This window comes from Mycobacterium sp. TKK-01-0059 (assembly GCF_000709305.1).
In the GTDB taxonomy this organism is placed as follows: domain Bacteria; phylum Actinomycetota; class Actinomycetes; order Mycobacteriales; family Mycobacteriaceae; genus Mycobacterium; species Mycobacterium intracellulare.
Map to the genome: position 1 here is coordinate 254,583 of NZ_KL446994.1, position 18,359 is coordinate 272,941.

Here is an 18,359-nt window from a genome sequence, read left to right on the forward strand (position 1 = left end):
TCGAGTCATTCAGAATTGGTTTCGATCAGTCCCCAATATCGGCGGATACGCTGATCGGCCACGTCGAAGACGGCGTCGATGGCAATGCCGATCAAAAGGATCACGATCATGATGGCAATCGCCGACGGCATATCGCTGAGGTTCTGAGCGTTTTCCAACAGCACCCCGATCGACGCGGTGTCGCTGATCAGCACCACCAATTCGCCGGCCATCAAGCTACGCCAGGCGAACGCCCATCCCTGGCGCAGACCGGCGACGAACATCGGTAGCGAGGCGGGCAGAATCACATGCCGGTAGAGCCCAAACCCATGCAATCCCAAGTTATTTGCGACCCGCAGCTGCAGCGGCGGGATTTGTCCGGCTCCGGCGAGCACCCCGGTGGCCACCGACGGTGCGGCGCCGATGACGACGACGAACAGGATCGCCGACGTGTGCAGCCCGAAGAATATGATGGCGAAGGGAAACCAGGCGATGGCCGGCATGGTCTGCAAACCGGTGATCACCGGCCCGAAGGCCATGCGCAGCAGCCGGTTTTGCGCGATCACTGCGCCGACGACCGACCCGATGAGCAATGCCAGCGCGAAACCGGCCAGCGCCCGGCACATCGTGATCCCGATCGCGTCCCACAGCACGGCCTCATGCAGGCGCTGCCAGAGGTTGGCTGCGACGGTTTTTGGGCCGGGCAGCACGAATGACGGCTTCCACCCGCTGAGGTACATAAGCTGCCAGATCAGCAGAACCATCGCGACGGCAAAGACTTTCGCCCGCATCGCCGCCAGCGCCGACCTGATCCGCACTCGGTTCGGGTGCGGCGCTTGGGGCGTCGACGCAGGCCGGTGACCCTTGGTAGAGAGATCGCTATCAAGCACCGCCACGGTTTCCCTCGTTCCGTAGCTGGGTCGAGATGCGGGAGGCCAATTCGGCAACGCCCGGGTTGTTGACTCTGTGGTCGCGCGCCACCGGGACCGCGATCTCTTCGACGATGCGACCGGGCCGCGGGCTGAGCAATACGACACGGTCGGCGAGTCGCACTGCCTCGTGAACGTTGTGCGTAACGAACACGACGGTCAGTCTGCGTTCGTCAACGATGCGCTCGAGCTCTTCGTGTAGGCGATCACGGGTCAGGGCATCCAGCGCCCCGAACGGCTCGTCCATCAGCAAGACGTCGGCGTCTTGAGCGAGCGCACGCGCCAATGCGACGCGCTGCTGCATGCCACCGGACAGTTGATGAGGACGCTTGTCGGCGAAGTCAGCCAAGCCAACCGTTTGCAACAAGTCAGACGTCCGCTGGCGGCGTTGCCGGCGCGGCACCGAGCGCGCCCGCAAGGCCAACTCGACGTTGGCGGCCGACGTCAGCCATGGGAACAGCGCCGGTTCCTGAAACATCAAGGCCACCCGTTGCCCATCGATGCTGAGCTCGCCGGCGGACGGTTGGTCCATCCCGGCGATCAGCGACAGCAGTGAGCTCTTACCGCAGCCGGATGCACCCACAACGCAGACGAATTCACCGGAGTTGACCGTCAAGGTGATGCGATCGAGGGCTGTGACGGCCGACCGGCCCCGGCCGTACTGCTTGGTCACGTCGGTGAGCCGCACGGCCCGTGACGTTTGGGCGCTCGCTTCGGGTGGCGGTCCGGTGAGGTGATCAGACTGAACGTAGTGGATCACGGGTCACCTGCGGCTTGCCGGCTCGGCGAGCACTTTGTTGAGCGGTCCCGGCTCGTACAGGCCGCTGATATCGAGAGGATGCAGCAACCCTATGGCCACGGCCTTGGTGACCTGGTCGCGCAGTGAGGCCATTCCGGGGTCGTTGGTGTAGGTGGTTTCCTCGAAGGAGGCAGCGAGTACATCCGGTTCAAGCCCCTTGCCAAGATCTTTCGCCAGCGCGGCATTTGCAGATTGGGCCGCGCCACTGCGGTCCGTGGCGATACGTTCGGTCGCCTCGGCCTGGGCGCGCAGCAGTCCGGCGACCGCGTCAGGATGGGCCGCAAGAAATTCTTGGCGGACGACCAGGACGGTGATGGTGTTGGGGTCCGACCACAGTCGCACCCCACCGGCCTTGATCATCTGCACATCGAAAGGCGCGGAGTCGATGGCGCCGGCGATTTGGTTGGTAAGGAATTGTTGGACGATCGCCGATTCCGGGCTGGTGGGTTTGACCGAAACATCGCCGCCTCCTTGGATATTCGTTTTCAACCCGTTGCGGGCGAGCCAGTCGCGGAGGCTGACGTCCTGGGTCCCGCCGAGCGCGGGGTCCGCCACGGTCTTCCCTTTGAGGTCTGCTGCGGTCTTGATGTCGGGTTTGACGACCATCGAGGTACCTCCGCTGGCCGCGCCGGAGATGATCTTGATCGCTTTCGCTCCCGATTTCTGCCAGGCGTTGAAGGCGGGATTGGGGCCGACGTAGGCGGCGTCGAGTTGGCCAGACAGCAGCGCGGTCACTTCCTCGGTCCCTCGACTGAATGGATTTGCGGTGAAGTTGACTTGGGGTCCGAGTTGCTTGGTGAAGAAGCCGTCGTGGAGAGCCACCAGTGCCGAGGCGTGCGTGATGCGCGGCAGATATCCCAGGCGCAGCGATACGGCGGAGGAGGTCGGCGACGCGCCCTGGCTCGAGCACCCGGACAGCACGGCGACGGTAGCTGACGCGGCGATCAGCGCGATGAGCTTGCTGCCGAATCGGTGCAGTGACATGGTTTCCTCGAATCGAAACGGATCAGAACCTGGCGGATTTGGACGCGGCTGACAACGAGAGTTGCTGCCGTGCCGCGGGGACGGGAGTGCTGATGGCGCGGCGGTGCGCGCGCTTCAGACGGCCCAGGGGGCCGGACAAGCCGCGCAAGTGATGCGGCGCAAGTCGATGTGGAGGCGGCGCGTAAGGCCGGTTCGAAGTCGGGTCACTATGGGGTCCCCCTGGTTCGGGTCACGAACAGCGGGCTTGTCCATACCTGATGTCCATCGAATTGCTTGCCGCGCACGTATATTGCGCTGTCGCCCTTGGGCAGCTGCAGGTTGAGTTCGCCGGTGACGGTGGTCGGCAGTGCCTTCGGGTCGGCGATGCGTTCGAGGCGGACGCGCAGATTGAGACCGCCGACGGCGATGTCACGATGTCCTTCGGCGACGAGCTCCGCCCCGGAAAGGCTCGCCCCGGTGTGCAGGCCGTCTTCCTGCACCGTCGCTTCGAGTTCGAAGCGCGCGCGGCTCAGCTCGGCGAGCCGTATCACGATGCCGATATCCGCCCCGTAAGTCTTGGTATCCCAAGCCACGGCCGATCCGTCGACATCGATGATCTGCTCGGGATGGGTGATCGCCCACGGCGTTACGTGTTCGACGGCGGTGCCATCGATACGCAGGCGGCCCGACCAGCTGGCCCAGCGGTAGCGGTCACGGTGCCGAGCGCCACCCCAGCTGATGCGAACCAGGTTAGGGGAAAGCCCCGTTTCGGCGTGCAGGTCACGACGCCAGAGCAAACCGGCGCTGTCGTAGACCGTCACGTCATCCCATCCCGTCGTGCCGTACAAGGCGTAACCGGCGGTCAGTTCTCCGGCGTCAGTGGCGAACTCGTCACCCATCCAGTTCTCACCGCTGCGCAGCAGGGCGACCGCGCGCGCACCGGTTGTGGCCCAGGTGCGGCGGGCGCGCAGCGAACGACCGACGTCTGCGGCGGAAAGGGCCGGCGCGAGGACGCCGGTGAGCCCGCCGAAGCCGCCGAAGATGTTGGCGCCTGGCGCCCCGGCCCCCGGCCGTCCGCGGTGTTCATCGCTGGCGGCGCTCGCCCCCAGCCGTAGGCCGCGCGCCAGGGCGTCTTCGAAGAACCATGGGCTACTCCCCCAGGCCGAATGCACCTCGATCAGCCGCTCGAGCTCGGGGTGGTGCCAGTCCAGGATCGCTCGTCGCCCGCCCACGTGCGGGATCAAAAGGTAAGACTCCGGGTCCTTCTCGTAGGCGGCGTATAACTGGGTGACCGGCCAGGTCTGCGGGCTGGGCGCCGTGGTCGCCATGCGCTGGTGCCATTCCAGCGAGCGAGCCAACGTGGTGTCCTCACCAAGGAAGACGACGTTGTGGTCGCCGCCGGCGCCGGCGGTACCGCACCACTCCACTCCGGGGTAGCAGACAAATGCGCCGTCGTCGGCGATCTGCCTGCACGCCCTGACGACGTCGTCCCACGTGTCGTCGGTGATCTGAAAGTCGTTGGCGGTATAGCCAAGTACGTCGAGCGCGGCGATATCGCGCGCGTGGTGCAGGTTCCAGTCGGTGTCCTGAGTGCCGACGGTGTCGTTGGAATGAACGTGCAGGTCGCAGAAGTACGCCCGCGGCGACGGGAAGTCGTCGACGATGTCGATCACGGTCTCACCGCCCTGCAGCACGGCTGTGCTTGTCTCGGCGGCAACGTCGATGCGGGCGGCGACCGGCGGCACGCGGAGCGACGCCTTGGACCACCCCTTCGCAGGCGTACGGGCGCTGTCCACGACGACACCGTCGATGAGCGCATGCATCGCCGCGGCAACGTCGGAACAGGTGTTGCCCCAACGGTCTTGCAGATGGGCATGCAGGTGCACCGCCGGCGCCTCGCTGCGCACGATGCGAGGACCGTGCACGACGACTCGTTCGGGTGCACCCGGTACGACCGCAATTCGATGCACATCAGCGTGCGCCATGCGCGACGTGCCCAGCGGGTCGACGAACAGGTGGACCTCGAACTCGTCTTCCACGAAAGTCTGCACGCGCGTCCCGGGGCCGCCGAAACGGCGGTCGCCGCAGCGGATCTCGATCACATCACCGGGACGCAGGTAACCGTCCACGACGTGGATCAGCAGTGACTTCTGAAATGGCCGCTCCCCGCCTTTGACGTCGTATCTCGTGACCAGGTGCTGCACCGTCGCGGCACTGTCGTCGGAGGCCCCGCCGATCAGCGACCGACTCACCAAGCGGGCGGTCGCGAAGTCGCGGGCGTCCGGCGACGTTGTCTGCAGATCCCAATCCGAGTAGTAGCGGAAGCACAGCTTCAGCCAACCGCTGTCGGCAATGCCGGATCCCCCGACGGTGTAGGTGAACACCAACTCCTCGAGAGAACCCGCGACCACCCGGTCGTGCGAGCAGCGCAACTCCCCCAGGAACGCAAGGCGGTCAAACTGTTCGGTGATTTCGTCGCGCACCGCTGCCACCGAGCAGTCATTGCCGGCCAGGCCTGGCTGCGGACGCACCACGATGCCGGCAGCCGCCAAGGCAGCCGGTGACGACGGATCCGCGGACATGCCCTTGATCCTGAAGGCAACGAACCCGCGAGTCCAGTGAATAGATATGATGCGATTAATCACGAAAGATGAAGGATTGTGAACCTGCAGCAATTGCGCTACGTCGTCGCGTTGGCCGAGGCGAATAGTTTCACCAAGGCGGCCGAGGCGATGTTCGTCGTGCCATCAGCCTTGAGTCAGCAGGTCGGTCGGTTCGAAAGTGAGATCGGCTTACGGCTGTTCGAACGGACGACCCGCTCGGTCTCGCTGACCCCCGCCGGTGAAGCGCTGATGCCGCTGGTGCGCCAGGTGGTTGCCGGCATTGACCAGATCGCCGTTGACGCACAGGCTCTCGGCGGCACGGTCGTTGGCCGGCTCACGGTCGGGATGATGGAGATCCCATCCGAAAGCCTCGACGTGGCCACTCTGATGGCGACCTTTCACTCGCACTATCCCGACGTCAGCGTGACGTTGCGCAGCGGCGGCAGCGACGTGCTGATCGAGGCGGTCCGCGACCGCAAGCTGGACGTGGCGATCGTGGGCTCCAACGTATCCGGGACCGGCGGCGCCCTGACGTTTACCCATCTGTTCAGCGAGCCGCTCATCGCCGTCATGCCCGCCCAGCACCCGCTCACAAAAAAATCATCGGTGTCGATAACTGCGCTGGCCGCATTACCGTTCATCGACTTTCCCCCTGGCTACGGTCTGCGACACGAAACCGACCGCGGCTTCGCCAACGTGACGCGGCGAGTGGCTTTCGAAGTGACGCGTGTCGATGAGGTCACCCACTTCGTGCGCAAAGACCTGGGTGTCGCGTTGCTGCCCGAATCCGTCGCCCGCACCCGCGCTAACGCCGATCCGAGACTGGCACTGCGGCCGGTCGCCGGAGCTGACATGCACCGCCGGGTAAACCTCGTGGCACCGCGCCCCGAAAAGCGCTCCGCCGCGTGCCAGGCCTTTGTCGGTTGCGTCGCCGACCACATCGAACAGACCGTGCCGTCTCGCGACGCGTTGTCGAAAAAGACTGCGGGAACCTCGAAGCGGACCCGCCGCTCCAACTGATCATTGCGGGTGCGCCGGAGCTGACCGTGCATGCAGCTCAGGCACCGGAATCCGTGAAGCAAGCCAACATTCGATGGCGACGCAATGTCGTCGCCGTTCGAGCGGGAAGCCGACAAACGGCCTCGCGGCCAAAGTACCCCTTTCGAATTATTTGACGCCAAGATTTTTACTAATGAAAACTGTTTCATCGGGCAACATTTCGTGCGGAAGTTGGCTTCCGTTCACGCCGGGGTACTTCGCGATTCGTCCGAGGTAGACGGGGCGCAGGGACGCTTATGCCGACCCCCATCGCCAAGGCGCACCCACTGCCCCCGGGGGTGGTGACCGTGCGGAGTCGGCCCTCGTTGGTCGATGTTGCTTCCGCCGGAGCTGGCTAGTCTTCTGGGCACACGAGGATTCAAGCCGCGGGCGGCCAGGGTTTGTGATAGCTGAGCGTGCTGAATGCTGTTGAAGGACAACGTTATCGGCGGTTGAGATGCCGGCCGACGTTGGCCATATCCGGATGCGGAGGAAAGCAATGGAATTCGGAGCGTTACCGCCGGAGATCAACTCCGGCAGGATCTACTCAGGCCCCGGGCCGGCCCCGTTGTTGGCCGCCGCGGCCGCCTGGGACGGATTAGCGTCCGAATTACATTCCACGGCAGCGTCTTACGGGACTGTGATCTCGGAGTTGAAAGCAGGTTGGAATGGCCCCTCCTCGATTTCGATGGCGGCCGCGGCCGCACCGTACGTTGCGTGGCTGATCGGCAGCGCCGCGCAGGCCGAGCAGTCGGCCAGTCAGGCGAAGGCGGCGGCGGGCGCGTATGAGGCCGTCTTCGCGGCCACGGTGCCGCCGCCGGTGATCGCGGCCAACCGGGCGTTGTTGGCGTCACTGGTCGCGACCAACATCCTGGGCCAAAACACCCCGGCCATCGCGGCCACCGAGGCCCAGTACGCCGAGATGTGGGCCCAAGACGCGGCCGCGATGTATGGCTATGCGGGTTCCTCGGCGGCCGCGACTCAACTGGCACCGTTCACCACGCCACCGACGACCACCGACAGCAGTGCGGAACCCGGCCAGGCCGCCGCGGTCGCCGCCGCGGCCCAGTCCTCGGCGAGCTCCAATGTGGAATCCGCGGTCTCCCAGGCGCTCTCGCAGGCCCCGGCCGCGGCGCAAAGTGCGGCGACGGCGACGACGTCGCCTGGAATCTCGCTCGGTCTTGGGGAAGCCACGGGGGGCCTGAAGAGTTTCAACAGCTTCCTCAACGTCCTGACCGGGCCCTACTCGCCGATCGGCATCGGGACCGCGGGGAAGGGTTTCTATCAGCTCGCGCTCAATGTCCGCGGGATGGGCGCCAACCTGCGAAGCATCGGTGGCACACTGCATCCGAAAGGCCTCCATGGGGTTCTGGCTCCGCTGCTGCACAGCGATCTGCTGACCGGCTCCACGTCGTTCCAGCCGCCGGGTGCGGGAACGGTGTCGGCGGCGGTGGGTCGTGCCGATGTCGTCGGGTCGCTGTCGGTTCCGGCGAACTGGGCCTCGGCCGCGCCGGCGATCAGGACCCTGGCCGCCGAGCTGCCCGAGACGATGCTGGACGCCGCACCGGCGATGACCGTCAATCCCGGGCAGGGTTTGTTCGGCCCCACCGCCCTGTCGAGCCTGGCCGGACGCGCGGTCGGGGGCAGCGCCACCCGCGCGGTGGCCGGGCCGGCGGTCCGGGTGCCCGGGGCGGTGGCCGTCGATGACATCGCCACCACCTCCACGGTCATCGTGATCCCGCCGAACCCGAAATAAGGAAAGGCACGGCTTCGGTGACTTTCGAACCCGAGCTGGCGAATTCACGAATTGAGCCGACTCCAAAAGGCTCTGGCCCATCGACCGGGCGAACGCGGGAGTAAAACATCCCCGGTATGTCACTCCAATTGTTTCCGTTAATGAGCCAGTCGAACACCGCGTCGATCGGCGCTGCGATGGTCCGACGCCGGCTTGCCGTCCGCATTGCGCCCATCGATCATCCCGACCGGTAGGTTCGCGGGCCACCGGAGCTGCTGCGCAAAGGGCTGACCGCGCGCATCGCGATCGTCACGGTTGCCATCGATGTCAATGCGGGCCTTTCCCTCGAGGTATGAGCATCATCGAACCGAGGCGGGCGACGGGGTCAAGACCGTGCCGGCAAATCGAGAACAATTTGCGGTTCCGAGATCCAGACTCCCGCTTACGATCCCTGCGCGAGCTCCAACGCCGCCGCGACGACCGGCTTGGCCCAAGCCGGTGTGGAGCTCAAGTCGGACGGCCCGACGATGCGGCCGCGGTCCATGTGCAACACCAAGACCGGCTTCGGCGCCTGCCCCTTGGCGGGATCGGCGCTCGCCGAGTTGTCATACATCCGCAACCCGGTGAGCACCGGCAGTAGTTTCACGAGATTGATCAGGCTGTGGCGGTATCGGCGACGGACGTCGGCGTCGGAAATGTCATGCCCGCCGGCGCGGACCCGTTGGCGCACCCGCTCGATGCAGGTATCGGCGCTGTCGAGGCCCACATAGAAAACATGGACCTCGAGTCCGCGCTTGGCGGCCTCGGCCAGCAGTGCCGGCATCGTGGTGCCGCCGAGCGTGGTCTCGAAGGTGAAGTCGAGGCGTTGATCGATCGCCCGCTGCAGCATCTTTCGGCCCTGTTCCCACGCCGCGGCGTTGGCCTCGGCTTGGCCCAATCCGGGGTTGGCCGCCATGATCTCTCGCGCGGCCTCGTCCGGGTTGTAGTACTCACCGCCCTTGTCGCGGATCGTCGCGCCCACGACGCTGCTCTTGCCGACGCCGTTGACGCCCGCCAACACGTGTATCTGCGCCGGTGTCGTCGTGCGAGCCATGGGCCGCGCCGGATCAGCGCAGTGGCGCGGTGCGTGCCGCCTTCACCGCGGCGGCGCCCAGCTCCTCCGGTGTGGCGTCGAACGCGGCGGCGACCCCGGCTTTGGCCTTCGGCGTCTGCATGGTCGCCAGCAGTTCGTCGAAGCGTTCACTGAGGTCGTCGAGGGCGGGGGCCGCCGTTGCGGCCAGGGCCTCGAATTCGGCGTACGACAGCAGCACTGCCCTGGGGGTGTTGTGCTTGGTGATCACCACCGCCCCGCTGACCGCGGCCTCATCGAAGACTGTGCCGAACTCATTTTTGAGGCGGCTGGCGGTCACCGAGGGGACATCGACGAGCTTGCCGTCGCGGTTGCGGAACGAGACGGTGGACATGGCGCTCCCTCCTTGGTCTGCACCTTAGCCATTCTAGCTGTTTTGTCCATTTTGTACGAATGGGTCATTTTGTGCGAGAACCTCTGCCTGGTCGTTCGGGCACTCATCGGAAGATTGCGCAGCGCAGTCGCTACAGATGAGCTACCGGCAAGGCGCGCGATGCGTCGCTGTAGCGTGACGGCCGTGAACTCCTTCCGGATGTATTCGTCTGTGGCGCTCGCGGCCGGTGCCGCGGCAACCGCTCTCCTGCTCGCTGGATCGGGCACGGCCAATGCGGCCGACTCGTGCCCCACCGCGGCACCGCAGAATGGTGGAACGCCTGACTGGACCCTCGCCGGGCACACGGGGAGCGTGGCCGTCACCGGGTCCACCGACACGACTGCCCCGCGGGTGACCGTGACGGCACCGTTCGCCGTGACCCAGACCCAGGTGCATACGCTGCGCGCCGGAGAGGGACCCGTGGTCTCGAGCACCGCCAAGGTCTCCGTCTGCTACATGGGTGTCAATGGTCGTGACGGGTCGGTGTTCGACAGCAGCTACCAACGCGGCGCCCCCGTCGACTTCCCGCTCACGGGCGTCGTGCCGGGCTTCCAGAAGGCCATCGCGGGACAAAAGGTCGGGTCCACGGTCGCCGTCGCCATGGTCCCCGCGGATGGCTACCCCGAAGGTCAGCCCAGCGCCGGAATCCGCCCGGGTGACACGCTGGTTTTCGCGATCAAGATCCTCAGCGCATCGGGCTAGCTCCGCCCGCCAAACACCCTGCGCCGGCAATTAATTCGTCAGCGGGGCGAACATCAGCGCGGGATCGATGCCGAGTTGCTGCGCGACGTGGGCAGTGTCCCAATACTCTCGCCAATGAGCGATCGCACTGTCGCGAACCTCGAAAATGGCTGTGACATAAAACGCGACGGCCACGCCATTCATAGAGTTCACGTCGACTCGTTCGACGACGACGGTGTCGCCGTCGGACACGATCGTGCGGATCTCGCTCCCCTCGACCATGCCGGTCGACAGCGTGTTGTGCTTCTCGAGTTCTGCGCGCGCCGCGTCGCGTCCCCGCACGACCGGGGACAGTGGAACGTGGAGTTGCCACACGAAGTCCTCGGTCATGAGCGCGGTCATCGCGTCGATGTCCATGCTCGCGCCGTAAGCGGCATGTATAAAGTCGACCACGATCTTCTCGTTGTCGTTTTTGGTCGCAACACTTTTCGACATCGCGTTTTCCCTTACGTGCCAGTGCGGGTGTTCGTCATTCGTCGAACTGTAGAGGGCCGCGCCCGTCGGCGTCCGCGCTTCGCGCGATTCGCGCAGGTATACGAAGCGCTTAGCTCCACGCCGTGGTGGGTACTGCCGGGGCAGCCGCGCGTTCTGCGTCAGACTTGGTTGAATCCGCCGTCGGCGGTAACCGTGGATCCCGTGGTGAAGCTGGACAGATCGGTCGCCAAAAAGACCGCAGCATTGGCGATCTCGATGGGATCGGCGAAGCGGCCCAATGGAATGGTCGCGATGCGGCCGGCGCGGAACTCTTCGATCGACGCGTCCGGGTCGGTTTGCGCGGCCAGTCTATCGCTGCCCGGGGTGGCGGTGGACCCGGCGACGATGACGTTGACCCGGATGTTGCGGTCGGCGAGCTCGTTGGCCCAGGCGCGGGCCAGTGATCGGACCGCGGCCTTGGTGGCCGCGTAGATGCTCAGCCCGGCGCGGCCGCGGTCGGCGGTGGTGGAGCCCGTCAGGATGACCGAGGCGCCGTTGTTGAGCAGGGGCAGCGCTTTTTGGACGGTGTGCACGACCCCCTTGACGTTGGTGGTCAGCAGCGCGTCGAGGTCATCGTCGGTGATCTCCCCCAGCCGCGCCACCCTGGTCACGCCCGCGTTGGCCATGACGATGTCGAGGCCCCGGCCGGCGGACTCGACCTCCCCATAGAGCCGATCCAAGTCCTCCGGAACGCCGACATCGCCGGCCACGGCGGTTGCCCTCGGCCCCAATTTGCTTGCCGCGGTATCGAGTTCGGCCTGACGCCGGCCCGTGATGAACACCCGTTCGGCACCTTCGGCCAGGAATCGCTCGGCGGTGGCCAGCCCGATCCCCGAATTGGCGCCGGTCACGACGGCGGTCTTGCGGTCGAGCAGTCCCATTCAGTTCTCCCGGTGTCGGCGCGGCGGTGTCGGCGGTCTATGCCCGAGTTCGTTTGGAAGCCGGGTCATTTCCAGCAAACCCCGATGAGGTATTCGTGCAGCCCCTGCGGTGTCAGCGTGTTCATCGGTGGCGCGCCTCCGGATTCGATGTGCTGTGGCTGTGTGGATGCGTCAGCCGCTTCGTCGACGCCTCGATCATGCCGCGGATCGCCCGCGCTGGCGCCATCGCCCCCTGCGTGAGCGCTCCGGTCTGACCGTATTGTCTGCAGCATGATCGCCGCTTTGTTCGTCTCGCCGTGGTCAGTGCCCAGCCGCTTCCGAGCACCCGGCGAATCCGCACGCTAGGCCCGGTACAGGCGCGTGGCAGCTCTGATTCTTGCCCTGGCGGGGCTGGCGTTTCTCGATTCGCTGAACGTCCTCAACGTGGGCGTCGTCTCGGCGGTCATCTTCGACAGCCGGCTCGGTCGCCGCTCCCCCATCCCGGGCGCCTTGAGCTTCGTCGCGGGCGTGTTCGCCGTGACGACCACCTTCGGCCTGTGCACGGTGCTGGGAATCAGCTTCATCACCGAGGCGTTCGATTTTCACATCACGCCGGCCATCCGGTTTCGTGGCGAACTGCTGTTGGGGATCGTGCTGATCGGCTTGGCGTACTTCCCGCTGACCGCACAATCGTCGGCGCCCGGCTGGGCGATGGCGGCCATGCGCAAACGTCCGTGGCTGCTCGGATTGCTCGGGCTGGCGGTGGGAAGCGGACAGGCGCCGACCGCGGTGCCCTACCTCACGGGCCTGGCCATGCTGGCCGCGCTGCATCCCCGGCCGCCGCTCTGGCCGCTGGTCATCATCACCTACTGCGCAATCGCGGTGTCGCCGCCGCTGGCGATCCTTGCGCTGTCGATGAGACGAACGGTGCGGGCGGCGCGCATTCAGCGGGGACTGGTGCGCGTGCTCACCCGCTACGGCCCAATGTCGGTGCGGCTTCTGTTTCTCGTTTTCGGGGTCGGCCTCATCGCCGATGCGCTCGTCAATCACAGCGCCCTCTGGTGACGCGCGATCCTTCTCACGTTCTGCATAGCGAGCTGGATTACGTTGTCGCGTGTGACTGATCGTCAAGCGCGCGCAATGTCGTTCGGATCGATCGCCGAAGACTACGACGGGCTGCGTCCGCAGGCCCCGCAGCAGGCGGTGGACTGGTTGATGCCGTCGGAGTGCGAGGTGGCCGTCGACGTGGGCGCGGGGACGGGGCTGTTCACCCGCACGCTCATCGGCAGGGCGGCACAGGTCATCGCCGTCGAGCCCGATGCCCGGATGCGCGCGGTCCTGGCCGAGCGGTCCCCGGGCGTCCGCGTCCTCGAGGGCAGCGGTGAGTCGATCCCGCTCCCCGACCGTGCCGCGGATGCCGTGTTCGTCTCGGCGGCGTGGCACTGGATGGATCCCGAACGGGCGGTTCCGGAAATCGGGCGCGTGCTTCGCGACGGGGGGCGCTTCGGCCTGATTTGGACCAGTCGAGATCGCGACGTGGACTGGGTCCGCGACCTCGACCTGCTGCCCGGCGACGAAAGGACTGAGGCGGACGCCCCCGAACGCTTCCGCCGGCTCCACGAAAACGTCGCGCTCCCCGATCCGCAGATCTTCCACCATGTGGCCCGCGAGGCGTTCACCTTCGTGCGCACGATGAGGCTCGACGACGTCGTCGGGATGGTGGGCACCTACAGCAGGATCATCACCGCGTCTCCCGACGACCGCGAACGCCGGCTGGCCAACGCCCGCGCTGTGTTGCGTGAGCGCTTCGGAGCGGCTGATTGGATCGACGTCCCCATGCAGTCCCGCTGCTGGCGCGCCGATCGGATGCCCCGCGGCGCTTACGCCTGGGGTCCCTCCGACGGCGGCCAGGGCGTTCCGGGCGACGCCTCGCCCGGGCTTTCGTAATCGCCGCGAGACAGCGGCACCCACCGCTCGCTGGGCGCGGGCTGCTTCGACGACGGAAAGTCGCGCAGACTGCCCGTCGGCTTGGCGTCCCACTTGGCGAACGTCAACGGCGTCTGCAACCACGCGTGCAGCAGGTTGTAGGCGGCTTCGAGCGAATCGATGTGGGTGCGCTCCCAGCCGTGGCTGCCGTCGAGGCCGAAGCCGACGAGCGCGGCGCGGGTGTTCGCGCCCGCCTCGATCGCCGCGGCGGCGTCGGAGCGGTAGTAGCGAAAGATGTCGCGCGCGAACGGGATTCCCCGCTCCTGGGCGAGGCGGCAGAGCTTGCGGGTCAGGTGGTAGTCGAAGGGCCCGTGCATATCGGCCATCGGGATCGTCACGCCGTCCTCGAGCGAGTGCTGCCCGGGCGCGCATACCGCGTTGTCCACCGACACCAATTCGGCGACGTCGGCGGGCAGCCCGTGGCTGGCCCCGTGGCCGACCTCCTCGGTGATGGTGACCATGATCGTGGTGCGGTGCGGCAGCACCACCTTGTTCTCGGAGAAGTTCTTGGCCAGCGCGAGCGCGATCGCGACACCCGCCTTTCCGTCCAGGTGGCGGGACACGATGAAGCCGTCGGCGGTGAGCTCGGGGCTGGTGATCAACGCGACGAAGTCGCCGATCTGCAGGCCGAGGCGAAGCAGGTCCTCGCGCGAGGACACCTTGCGGTCGATCCGAACCTCGACGTGGTCCCAGTCGGTGGGTTGGGTGTCGATCTCGTCGCCGAACGCATGTCCGCTGGACTTGAGCGGCATGACCGTGCCGGTGATGAACTCGTCGGGGTCGTCGATGAAGATGCGCACGCGGGCCCCCGCGGCGAACCGGGCCGAGAAGGTGCCGACCGGGACCAGTTCCAGGCGGCCATTGTCCTTGAGGTCGCGGACCATGCAGCCGATGGTGTCCGAATGAACCACCAGCGCCCGGTCGGTGGTCGCCGACTCCCCCGGGAGCTCCGCGGTCAGCGCCCCGCGCCGCGTCAGCGTGAACGGCACGCCGAAGTCGTCGAGGATGTCGCCGATTAACTGCATCACCGCGTCCGTGCGCCCCGACGGACTCGGGGTCTGCAGCAGCGCGAGCAGCGTGTCGATCATCCACGTGCGGTCGGCCTCGGCCATGGCCGCGGTCTGGCCCACCTTGTCTCCTCTCGAGTCGTCGGGAATCGCGTACAACCTACCGTGTGGCCGACCCCGATCGCCCGGCCCGGCCTAATCCGAGCTAGGAAGCGGTTTCCAGCTCCGCGATCAAATCGGCCAGGGCGAGAATCCGCTGGGCGTCGCGCACGTGCAGGCTCTCGATCATGCGTCCGTCGACCGTGATGACGCTGGTGCCCGCGGCCCGCGCCTCCTCGTAGGCCGACACGACCTTGCGGGCGTCGTCCAGCTCCTTGCGCGAAGGGCCGAACAGCTCGTTCGCCGGGGCGATCTGTGACGGATGGATCAGGGTCTTGCCGTCGAATCCCATTTCGCGGCCGTGCCGCGCCTCGGCCCGGAATCCGCCCTCATCCGTGATGTCGTTGAACACGCCATCCAGAATGATTTTTCCGGCCGCCCTCGCGCCCAGCAGGGCCATGCCCAGCGCGGGGACGACGGGCGCGCGCCCGGGGACGTGCAGGCCGTGCAGCTCGTTGACGAGATCGTTGGTGCCGACCACCAACCCGGCAAGGCGCTCGCTGGCCGACGCGACCTCCTCGGCCCTCAGAAACGCCCGGGGCGTTTCGATCATCACCCACAGCTGCAACGACTTCGGTGCCCTCAGCGTGTCGAGCGCGTCGGCCAGCTCCCGAACCTGTTGGCCCGTCTCGACTTTCGGCACCAGCACCCCGTCGGCGGCGGAACCGGCCACCGCGGCCAAGTCGTCGCTGTGCCAGTCGGTGTCCAACCCGTTGATGCGCACCACGACCTCGCGGGGCCGGTAGCTGTCCGACGAGACGGCCTCGCACACCGTCGCGCGCGATTCGGCCTTCGCGTCGGGCCCCACAGCGTCTTCGAGGTCGAATATCAGCACGTCCGCCGGCAGCGATTTGCCCTTCTCCAGCGCCCGGGGCTTGTTGCCGGGCAAGTACAGGGCGGAGCGGCGCGGGCGCAGGGTCGGTGCCATAGCGTGATTCGCTTCCTGTCGTCTAGTCGTGCGGGAAAGGAGTCACCTGCATGTGGCGCGTGGTGACCGCGGCATAGCAGGAAAGTACCCTTCGGTAGCGGTGGCGTAGTCGCGGGTGGCGGCCGCCCCACGGCCCAATCGGCCGGCGCGGCGGCCGGATCCTGGAAGGAAAACACGGATGTCATCGATTGATTCGGCACGCAGCGAGGGCGATAGCTGGGACCTGGCCTCCAGCGTGGGGGCGACCGCGACGATGGTGGCGGCCTCCCGGGCGTTGGCGTCTCGCGAGCCGGACCCGCTGCTCGACGACAGGTTCGCCGAGCCGCTGGTGCGGGCGGTTGGACATCCCTTCTTCGTCCGGATGCTGGACGGCCAGATCCCGCTTGAGGGCGACGACTCGCCGATGACACTGCAGCAGCGGCGCGAGCAGATGACGGTGCGGACCAGGTTCTTCGACGATTTCTTCTGCGCCGCGACGGCGGCCGGCGCACGCCAGGCCGTCATTTTGGCCGCCGGGCTCGACGCCCGGGCCTACCGGTTGTCGTGGCCTGCGGGCACCGTGGTTTTCGAGGTCGACCAGCCCGAGGTCATCTCGTTCAAGACCGACACGCTCGCCCAGATCGGCGCGGAACCGACCGCCGAGCGCCGCACCGTCGCCATCGATCTGCGCGATGATTGGCCAACCGCCTTGCGCGGCAGCGGTTTTGACGCCGACTCTCCAACCGCCTGGATCGCCGAGGGCCTACTGCCCTACCTACCGCCGGAAGCCCAAGACAGGTTGCTGGACAACATCACCGCGCTCAGCGCCCGGGGTAGCCGGCTGGCCACCGAGAACATCACCGACATGAGCGTGTTCACCGACGAGCGGGCCCGGGCGATGCGCAACAACTGGCGCCAGCACGGCCTCGACATCGACGTCGCCGAACTCGTCTGGCTCGGGGAGCGCCGTCCGGCCGCCGAGCACCTGTCCGCGGCCGGCTGGAACGTCACCCACTACCCCACCGAACAGGTCTATGCCGATTACGGTTTCGCGATGCCCGACAACGAAATCCTCAAGCGATTCCGTCATGCGATCAGTTACCTCAGCGCCGAGCTGAGCTGAGCTGGTCCGGCGCCCGCGTCATGGCCTGGCGTCGCGCCACTCCCGCTCGAACGGCAACCGCCAGGCGTTGGGCGCGATCAACTGGTGAATAGCGTTGGGCCCCCAGGTCCCCGGCTGGTACAGCTTGACCGCGGGTGGATCGGTGAGCAGCTCTTCCGAACGCTCCCATAAGGATTCGATGCCTTCCGCGGTATTGAACAGGGTGTGGTCGCCCCGCATCGCGTCGAGGATGAGCCGTTCGTAGGCCTCCAGCACATCGACGACCGTCTCGATCTCCTGCGAGGAGAATTGCATGGACAGCTTGTCCAGCTTCATGCCGGGGCCGGGCCGCTTGCCATAGAACGACAAAGACACCTTCGAGTTGTCGGCGAGGTCGAACGTGAGGTGATCGGGACCTTGGGTTCCCACCCCGGATCCGGGCGGGAACATCGTGCGCGGGGCCTCCTTGAACGCGATGGAGATGATGCGGATGCCCTCGGCCATCTTCTTGCCGGTCCGCAGGTAGATGGGCACCCCGGCCCACCTCCAGTTGTCGATGCCGACCCTGAGAGCGATGAACGTCTCGGTGTCGGAATCCCTTGCCACCCCGGCTTCGTCGCGGTACCCCTGGTACTGGCCGCGTACCACATTCGAGGGCTTGACCGGCAGCATCGACCGGAACACCTTGTTCTTCTCTTCGCTGATGGCAAAGGGTTCGAGCGCCGTCGGCGGCTCCATCACCACGAACGCCATCACCTGGAACAAGTGGGTGACCACCATGTCCTTGTATGCGCCGGTTTCTTCGTAGAAGCTCGCCCGTTGATCCAGGCCCAGCGCCTCGGGGATATCGATTTGGATGTGGTCGATGAAGTTGCGGTTCCAGATCGGTTCGAACAGACCATTGGCGAAGCGGAACGCCAAGATGTTCTGGGCCGCCTCTTTGCCCAAGAAGTGGTCGATGCGGAAAATCTGGGATTCCTCGAAGGTTTCGTGCACGAAGTCGTTAAGCGCCACCGCGCTGGCCAGATCGGTGCCGAACGGTTTCTCCATCACGACCCGTGAGCGGTCGACCAATTTCGCGTCGCGCAGCATGGTGATCACCGCGCGCGCCGCCTTGGGCGGCACCGACAGGTAGTGCAGCCGCCGGGCGTTGGAACCCAGGTTGGCTTCGGCCTCGGCCACGGCGGTGGCCAGCGCTTCGGGTCCCGCGCCCTGCGGAACGTAGGTCATGAGCCTCGCGAAGTTCGCCCATTGGTCGGGTGTGAGCTTGTGCGTCCCGAACGAATCGATCGCGTTCTTGGCGAGCTCGCGAAATTCGTCGTCGGTCAAGTCTTCCAGCGAGGTGGCGACGATCTGAATGTTGGGCGCCAGCTCGGACTGGTCCAAGTAGGCCAGGCCGGGGATCAGCTTTCGCTTGGCCAAATCCCCCGTCGCGCCGAACAGGACGATGACGTGGGGGTCCAACGGATCGGGATGGTGGCGACGCGGGCGTGCGTCGGGCGCGGGGTACGAGATGGTCTGAGGTTTTGCGGTGGCCACTCCTGCGATACTTCCACCGCCGCGGCGCTCTGTCGC

The 18,359-nt window shown here is 66.3% G+C and carries 17 protein-coding genes; 6 read left to right on the forward strand and 11 right to left on the reverse strand.

Annotated features, from left to right (window positions below; translation table 11 throughout):
* Positions 1 to 5: 5 nt before the first annotated feature.
* From K883_RS20405 to K883_RS20420, 4 genes are all read right to left on the reverse strand, one after another.
* Entirely contained in the window at positions 6 to 797 is a 792-nt protein-coding gene (locus K883_RS20405) for an ABC transporter permease (protein WP_020822496.1), read from the reverse strand.
* A 64-nt stretch (positions 798 to 861) separates the two neighbouring features.
* Positions 862 to 1,596 carry an ABC transporter ATP-binding protein gene (locus K883_RS20410; RefSeq protein WP_036455761.1) on the reverse strand — a complete coding sequence of 245 codons (735 nt, stop codon included), beginning with the start codon at positions 1,594 to 1,596 and terminating at the stop codon, positions 862 to 864.
* Between the two features lie 75 nt (positions 1,597 to 1,671).
* A complete protein-coding gene (locus K883_RS20415; protein ID WP_020822498.1) occupies positions 1,672 to 2,691 on the reverse strand; it encodes an ABC transporter substrate-binding protein in 1,020 nt (339 codons plus the stop codon).
* A 206-nt stretch (positions 2,692 to 2,897) separates the two neighbouring features.
* On the reverse strand, positions 2,898 to 5,252 hold the full coding sequence (locus tag K883_RS20420) for a CehA/McbA family metallohydrolase domain-containing protein (RefSeq protein ID WP_020822499.1): 2,355 nt from the start codon (positions 5,250 to 5,252) through the stop codon (positions 2,898 to 2,900).
* A gap of 78 nt (positions 5,253 to 5,330) precedes the next feature.
* On the opposite strand from K883_RS20420, the gene K883_RS20425 reads away from it, so the two are divergent.
* Both K883_RS20425 and K883_RS20430 read left to right on the forward strand, forming a co-directional pair.
* The gene (locus K883_RS20425; RefSeq protein WP_020822500.1) at positions 5,331 to 6,293 is read left to right on the forward strand and encodes a LysR family transcriptional regulator; all 963 of its coding nucleotides are present in this window, start codon (positions 5,331 to 5,333) and stop codon (positions 6,291 to 6,293) included.
* Between the two features lie 517 nt (positions 6,294 to 6,810).
* Positions 6,811 to 8,067, forward strand: coding sequence for a PPE family protein (locus K883_RS20430; protein ID WP_020822501.1), 1,257 nt, complete (start codon positions 6,811 to 6,813; stop codon positions 8,065 to 8,067).
* 421 nt (positions 8,068 to 8,488) lie between these two features.
* On the opposite strand, the gene K883_RS20435 is transcribed toward K883_RS20430, so the two are convergent.
* Together K883_RS20435 and K883_RS20440 are read right to left on the reverse strand one after the other, a co-directional pair.
* Positions 8,489 to 9,139 carry an AAA family ATPase gene (locus K883_RS20435; protein WP_020822503.1) on the reverse strand — a complete coding sequence of 217 codons (651 nt, stop codon included), beginning with the start codon at positions 9,137 to 9,139 and terminating at the stop codon, positions 8,489 to 8,491.
* Positions 9,140 to 9,152: 13 nt separating this feature from the next.
* Positions 9,153 to 9,509, reverse strand: a complete 357-nt coding sequence (locus K883_RS20440) for a type II toxin-antitoxin system prevent-host-death family antitoxin (protein WP_014711594.1) — start codon at positions 9,507 to 9,509, stop codon at positions 9,153 to 9,155.
* 198 nt (positions 9,510 to 9,707) lie between these two features.
* On the opposite strand from K883_RS20440, the gene K883_RS20445 reads away from it, so the two are divergent.
* Positions 9,708 to 10,250, forward strand: a complete 543-nt coding sequence (locus tag K883_RS20445; protein WP_369798923.1) for an FKBP-type peptidyl-prolyl cis-trans isomerase — start codon at positions 9,708 to 9,710, stop codon at positions 10,248 to 10,250.
* A 30-nt stretch (positions 10,251 to 10,280) separates the two neighbouring features.
* Here the strand turns inward: K883_RS20445 and K883_RS20450 are convergent, their stop codons facing one another.
* Both K883_RS20450 and K883_RS20455 read right to left on the reverse strand, forming a co-directional pair.
* Positions 10,281 to 10,724: a limonene-1,2-epoxide hydrolase family protein gene (locus K883_RS20450; RefSeq protein ID WP_020822505.1), complete on the reverse strand. Its 444-nt coding sequence runs from the start codon at positions 10,722 to 10,724 to the stop codon at positions 10,281 to 10,283.
* A 158-nt stretch (positions 10,725 to 10,882) separates the two neighbouring features.
* A complete protein-coding gene (locus tag K883_RS20455) occupies positions 10,883 to 11,644 on the reverse strand; it encodes an SDR family NAD(P)-dependent oxidoreductase (RefSeq protein WP_020822506.1) in 762 nt (253 codons plus the stop codon).
* A 360-nt stretch (positions 11,645 to 12,004) separates the two neighbouring features.
* Here K883_RS20455 and K883_RS20460 point away from each other — a divergent pair, with 360 nt between their 5' ends.
* Together K883_RS20460 and K883_RS20465 are read left to right on the forward strand one after the other, a co-directional pair.
* The gene (locus K883_RS20460) at positions 12,005 to 12,688 is read left to right on the forward strand and encodes a GAP family protein (protein WP_020822508.1); all 684 of its coding nucleotides are present in this window, start codon (positions 12,005 to 12,007) and stop codon (positions 12,686 to 12,688) included.
* A gap of 51 nt (positions 12,689 to 12,739) precedes the next feature.
* Entirely contained in the window at positions 12,740 to 13,570 is an 831-nt protein-coding gene (locus tag K883_RS20465) for a class I SAM-dependent methyltransferase (RefSeq protein WP_231504869.1), read from the forward strand.
* Here K883_RS20465 and K883_RS20470 read toward each other — a convergent pair.
* Together K883_RS20470 and K883_RS20475 are read right to left on the reverse strand one after the other, a co-directional pair.
* Positions 13,504 to 14,739 carry an osmoprotectant NAGGN system M42 family peptidase gene (locus K883_RS20470; RefSeq protein ID WP_008256614.1) on the reverse strand — a complete coding sequence of 412 codons (1,236 nt, stop codon included), beginning with the start codon at positions 14,737 to 14,739 and terminating at the stop codon, positions 13,504 to 13,506. The genes K883_RS20465 and K883_RS20470 overlap by 67 nt on opposite strands.
* 82 nt (positions 14,740 to 14,821) lie before the next feature.
* Positions 14,822 to 15,703: an HpcH/HpaI aldolase/citrate lyase family protein gene (locus tag K883_RS20475; protein WP_020822510.1), complete on the reverse strand. Its 882-nt coding sequence runs from the start codon at positions 15,701 to 15,703 to the stop codon at positions 14,822 to 14,824.
* Positions 15,704 to 15,881: 178 nt separating this feature from the next.
* Here K883_RS20475 and K883_RS20480 point away from each other — a divergent pair, with 178 nt between their 5' ends.
* Entirely contained in the window at positions 15,882 to 16,805 is a 924-nt protein-coding gene (locus K883_RS20480) for a class I SAM-dependent methyltransferase (RefSeq protein WP_020822511.1), read from the forward strand.
* 18 nt (positions 16,806 to 16,823) lie between these two features.
* On the opposite strand, the gene zwf is transcribed toward K883_RS20480, so the two are convergent.
* Positions 16,824 to 18,323: a glucose-6-phosphate dehydrogenase gene (gene zwf, locus K883_RS20485; RefSeq protein WP_020822512.1), complete on the reverse strand. Its 1,500-nt coding sequence runs from the start codon at positions 18,321 to 18,323 to the stop codon at positions 16,824 to 16,826.
* Between the last annotated feature and the right edge of the window lie 36 nt (positions 18,324 to 18,359).

What these genes read in the sequence shown, in the direction of transcription:
- K883_RS20480 (WP_020822511.1), top strand. Translation starts at nt 15,882, where the DNA reads ATGTCATCGATTGATTCGGCACGCAGCGAGGGCGATAGCTGGGACCTG.
- K883_RS20475 (WP_020822510.1), bottom strand. Translation starts at nt 15,703, where the DNA reads ATGGCACCGACCCTGCGCCCGCGCCGCTCCGCCCTGTACTTGCCCGGC.
- K883_RS20420 (WP_020822499.1), bottom strand. Translation starts at nt 5,252, where the DNA reads ATGTCCGCGGATCCGTCGTCACCGGCTGCCTTGGCGGCTGCCGGCATC.
- K883_RS20430 (WP_020822501.1), top strand. Translation starts at nt 6,811, where the DNA reads ATGGAATTCGGAGCGTTACCGCCGGAGATCAACTCCGGCAGGATCTAC.
- K883_RS20450 (WP_020822505.1), bottom strand. Translation starts at nt 10,724, where the DNA reads ATGTCGAAAAGTGTTGCGACCAAAAACGACAACGAGAAGATCGTGGTC.
- K883_RS20415 (WP_020822498.1), bottom strand. Translation starts at nt 2,691, where the DNA reads ATGTCACTGCACCGATTCGGCAGCAAGCTCATCGCGCTGATCGCCGCG.
- K883_RS20455 (WP_020822506.1), bottom strand. Translation starts at nt 11,644, where the DNA reads ATGGGACTGCTCGACCGCAAGACCGCCGTCGTGACCGGCGCCAATTCG.
- K883_RS20445 (WP_369798923.1), top strand. Translation starts at nt 9,708, where the DNA reads ATGTATTCGTCTGTGGCGCTCGCGGCCGGTGCCGCGGCAACCGCTCTC.
- K883_RS20435 (WP_020822503.1), bottom strand. Translation starts at nt 9,139, where the DNA reads ATGGCTCGCACGACGACACCGGCGCAGATACACGTGTTGGCGGGCGTC.
- K883_RS20440 (WP_014711594.1), bottom strand. Translation starts at nt 9,509, where the DNA reads ATGTCCACCGTCTCGTTCCGCAACCGCGACGGCAAGCTCGTCGATGTC.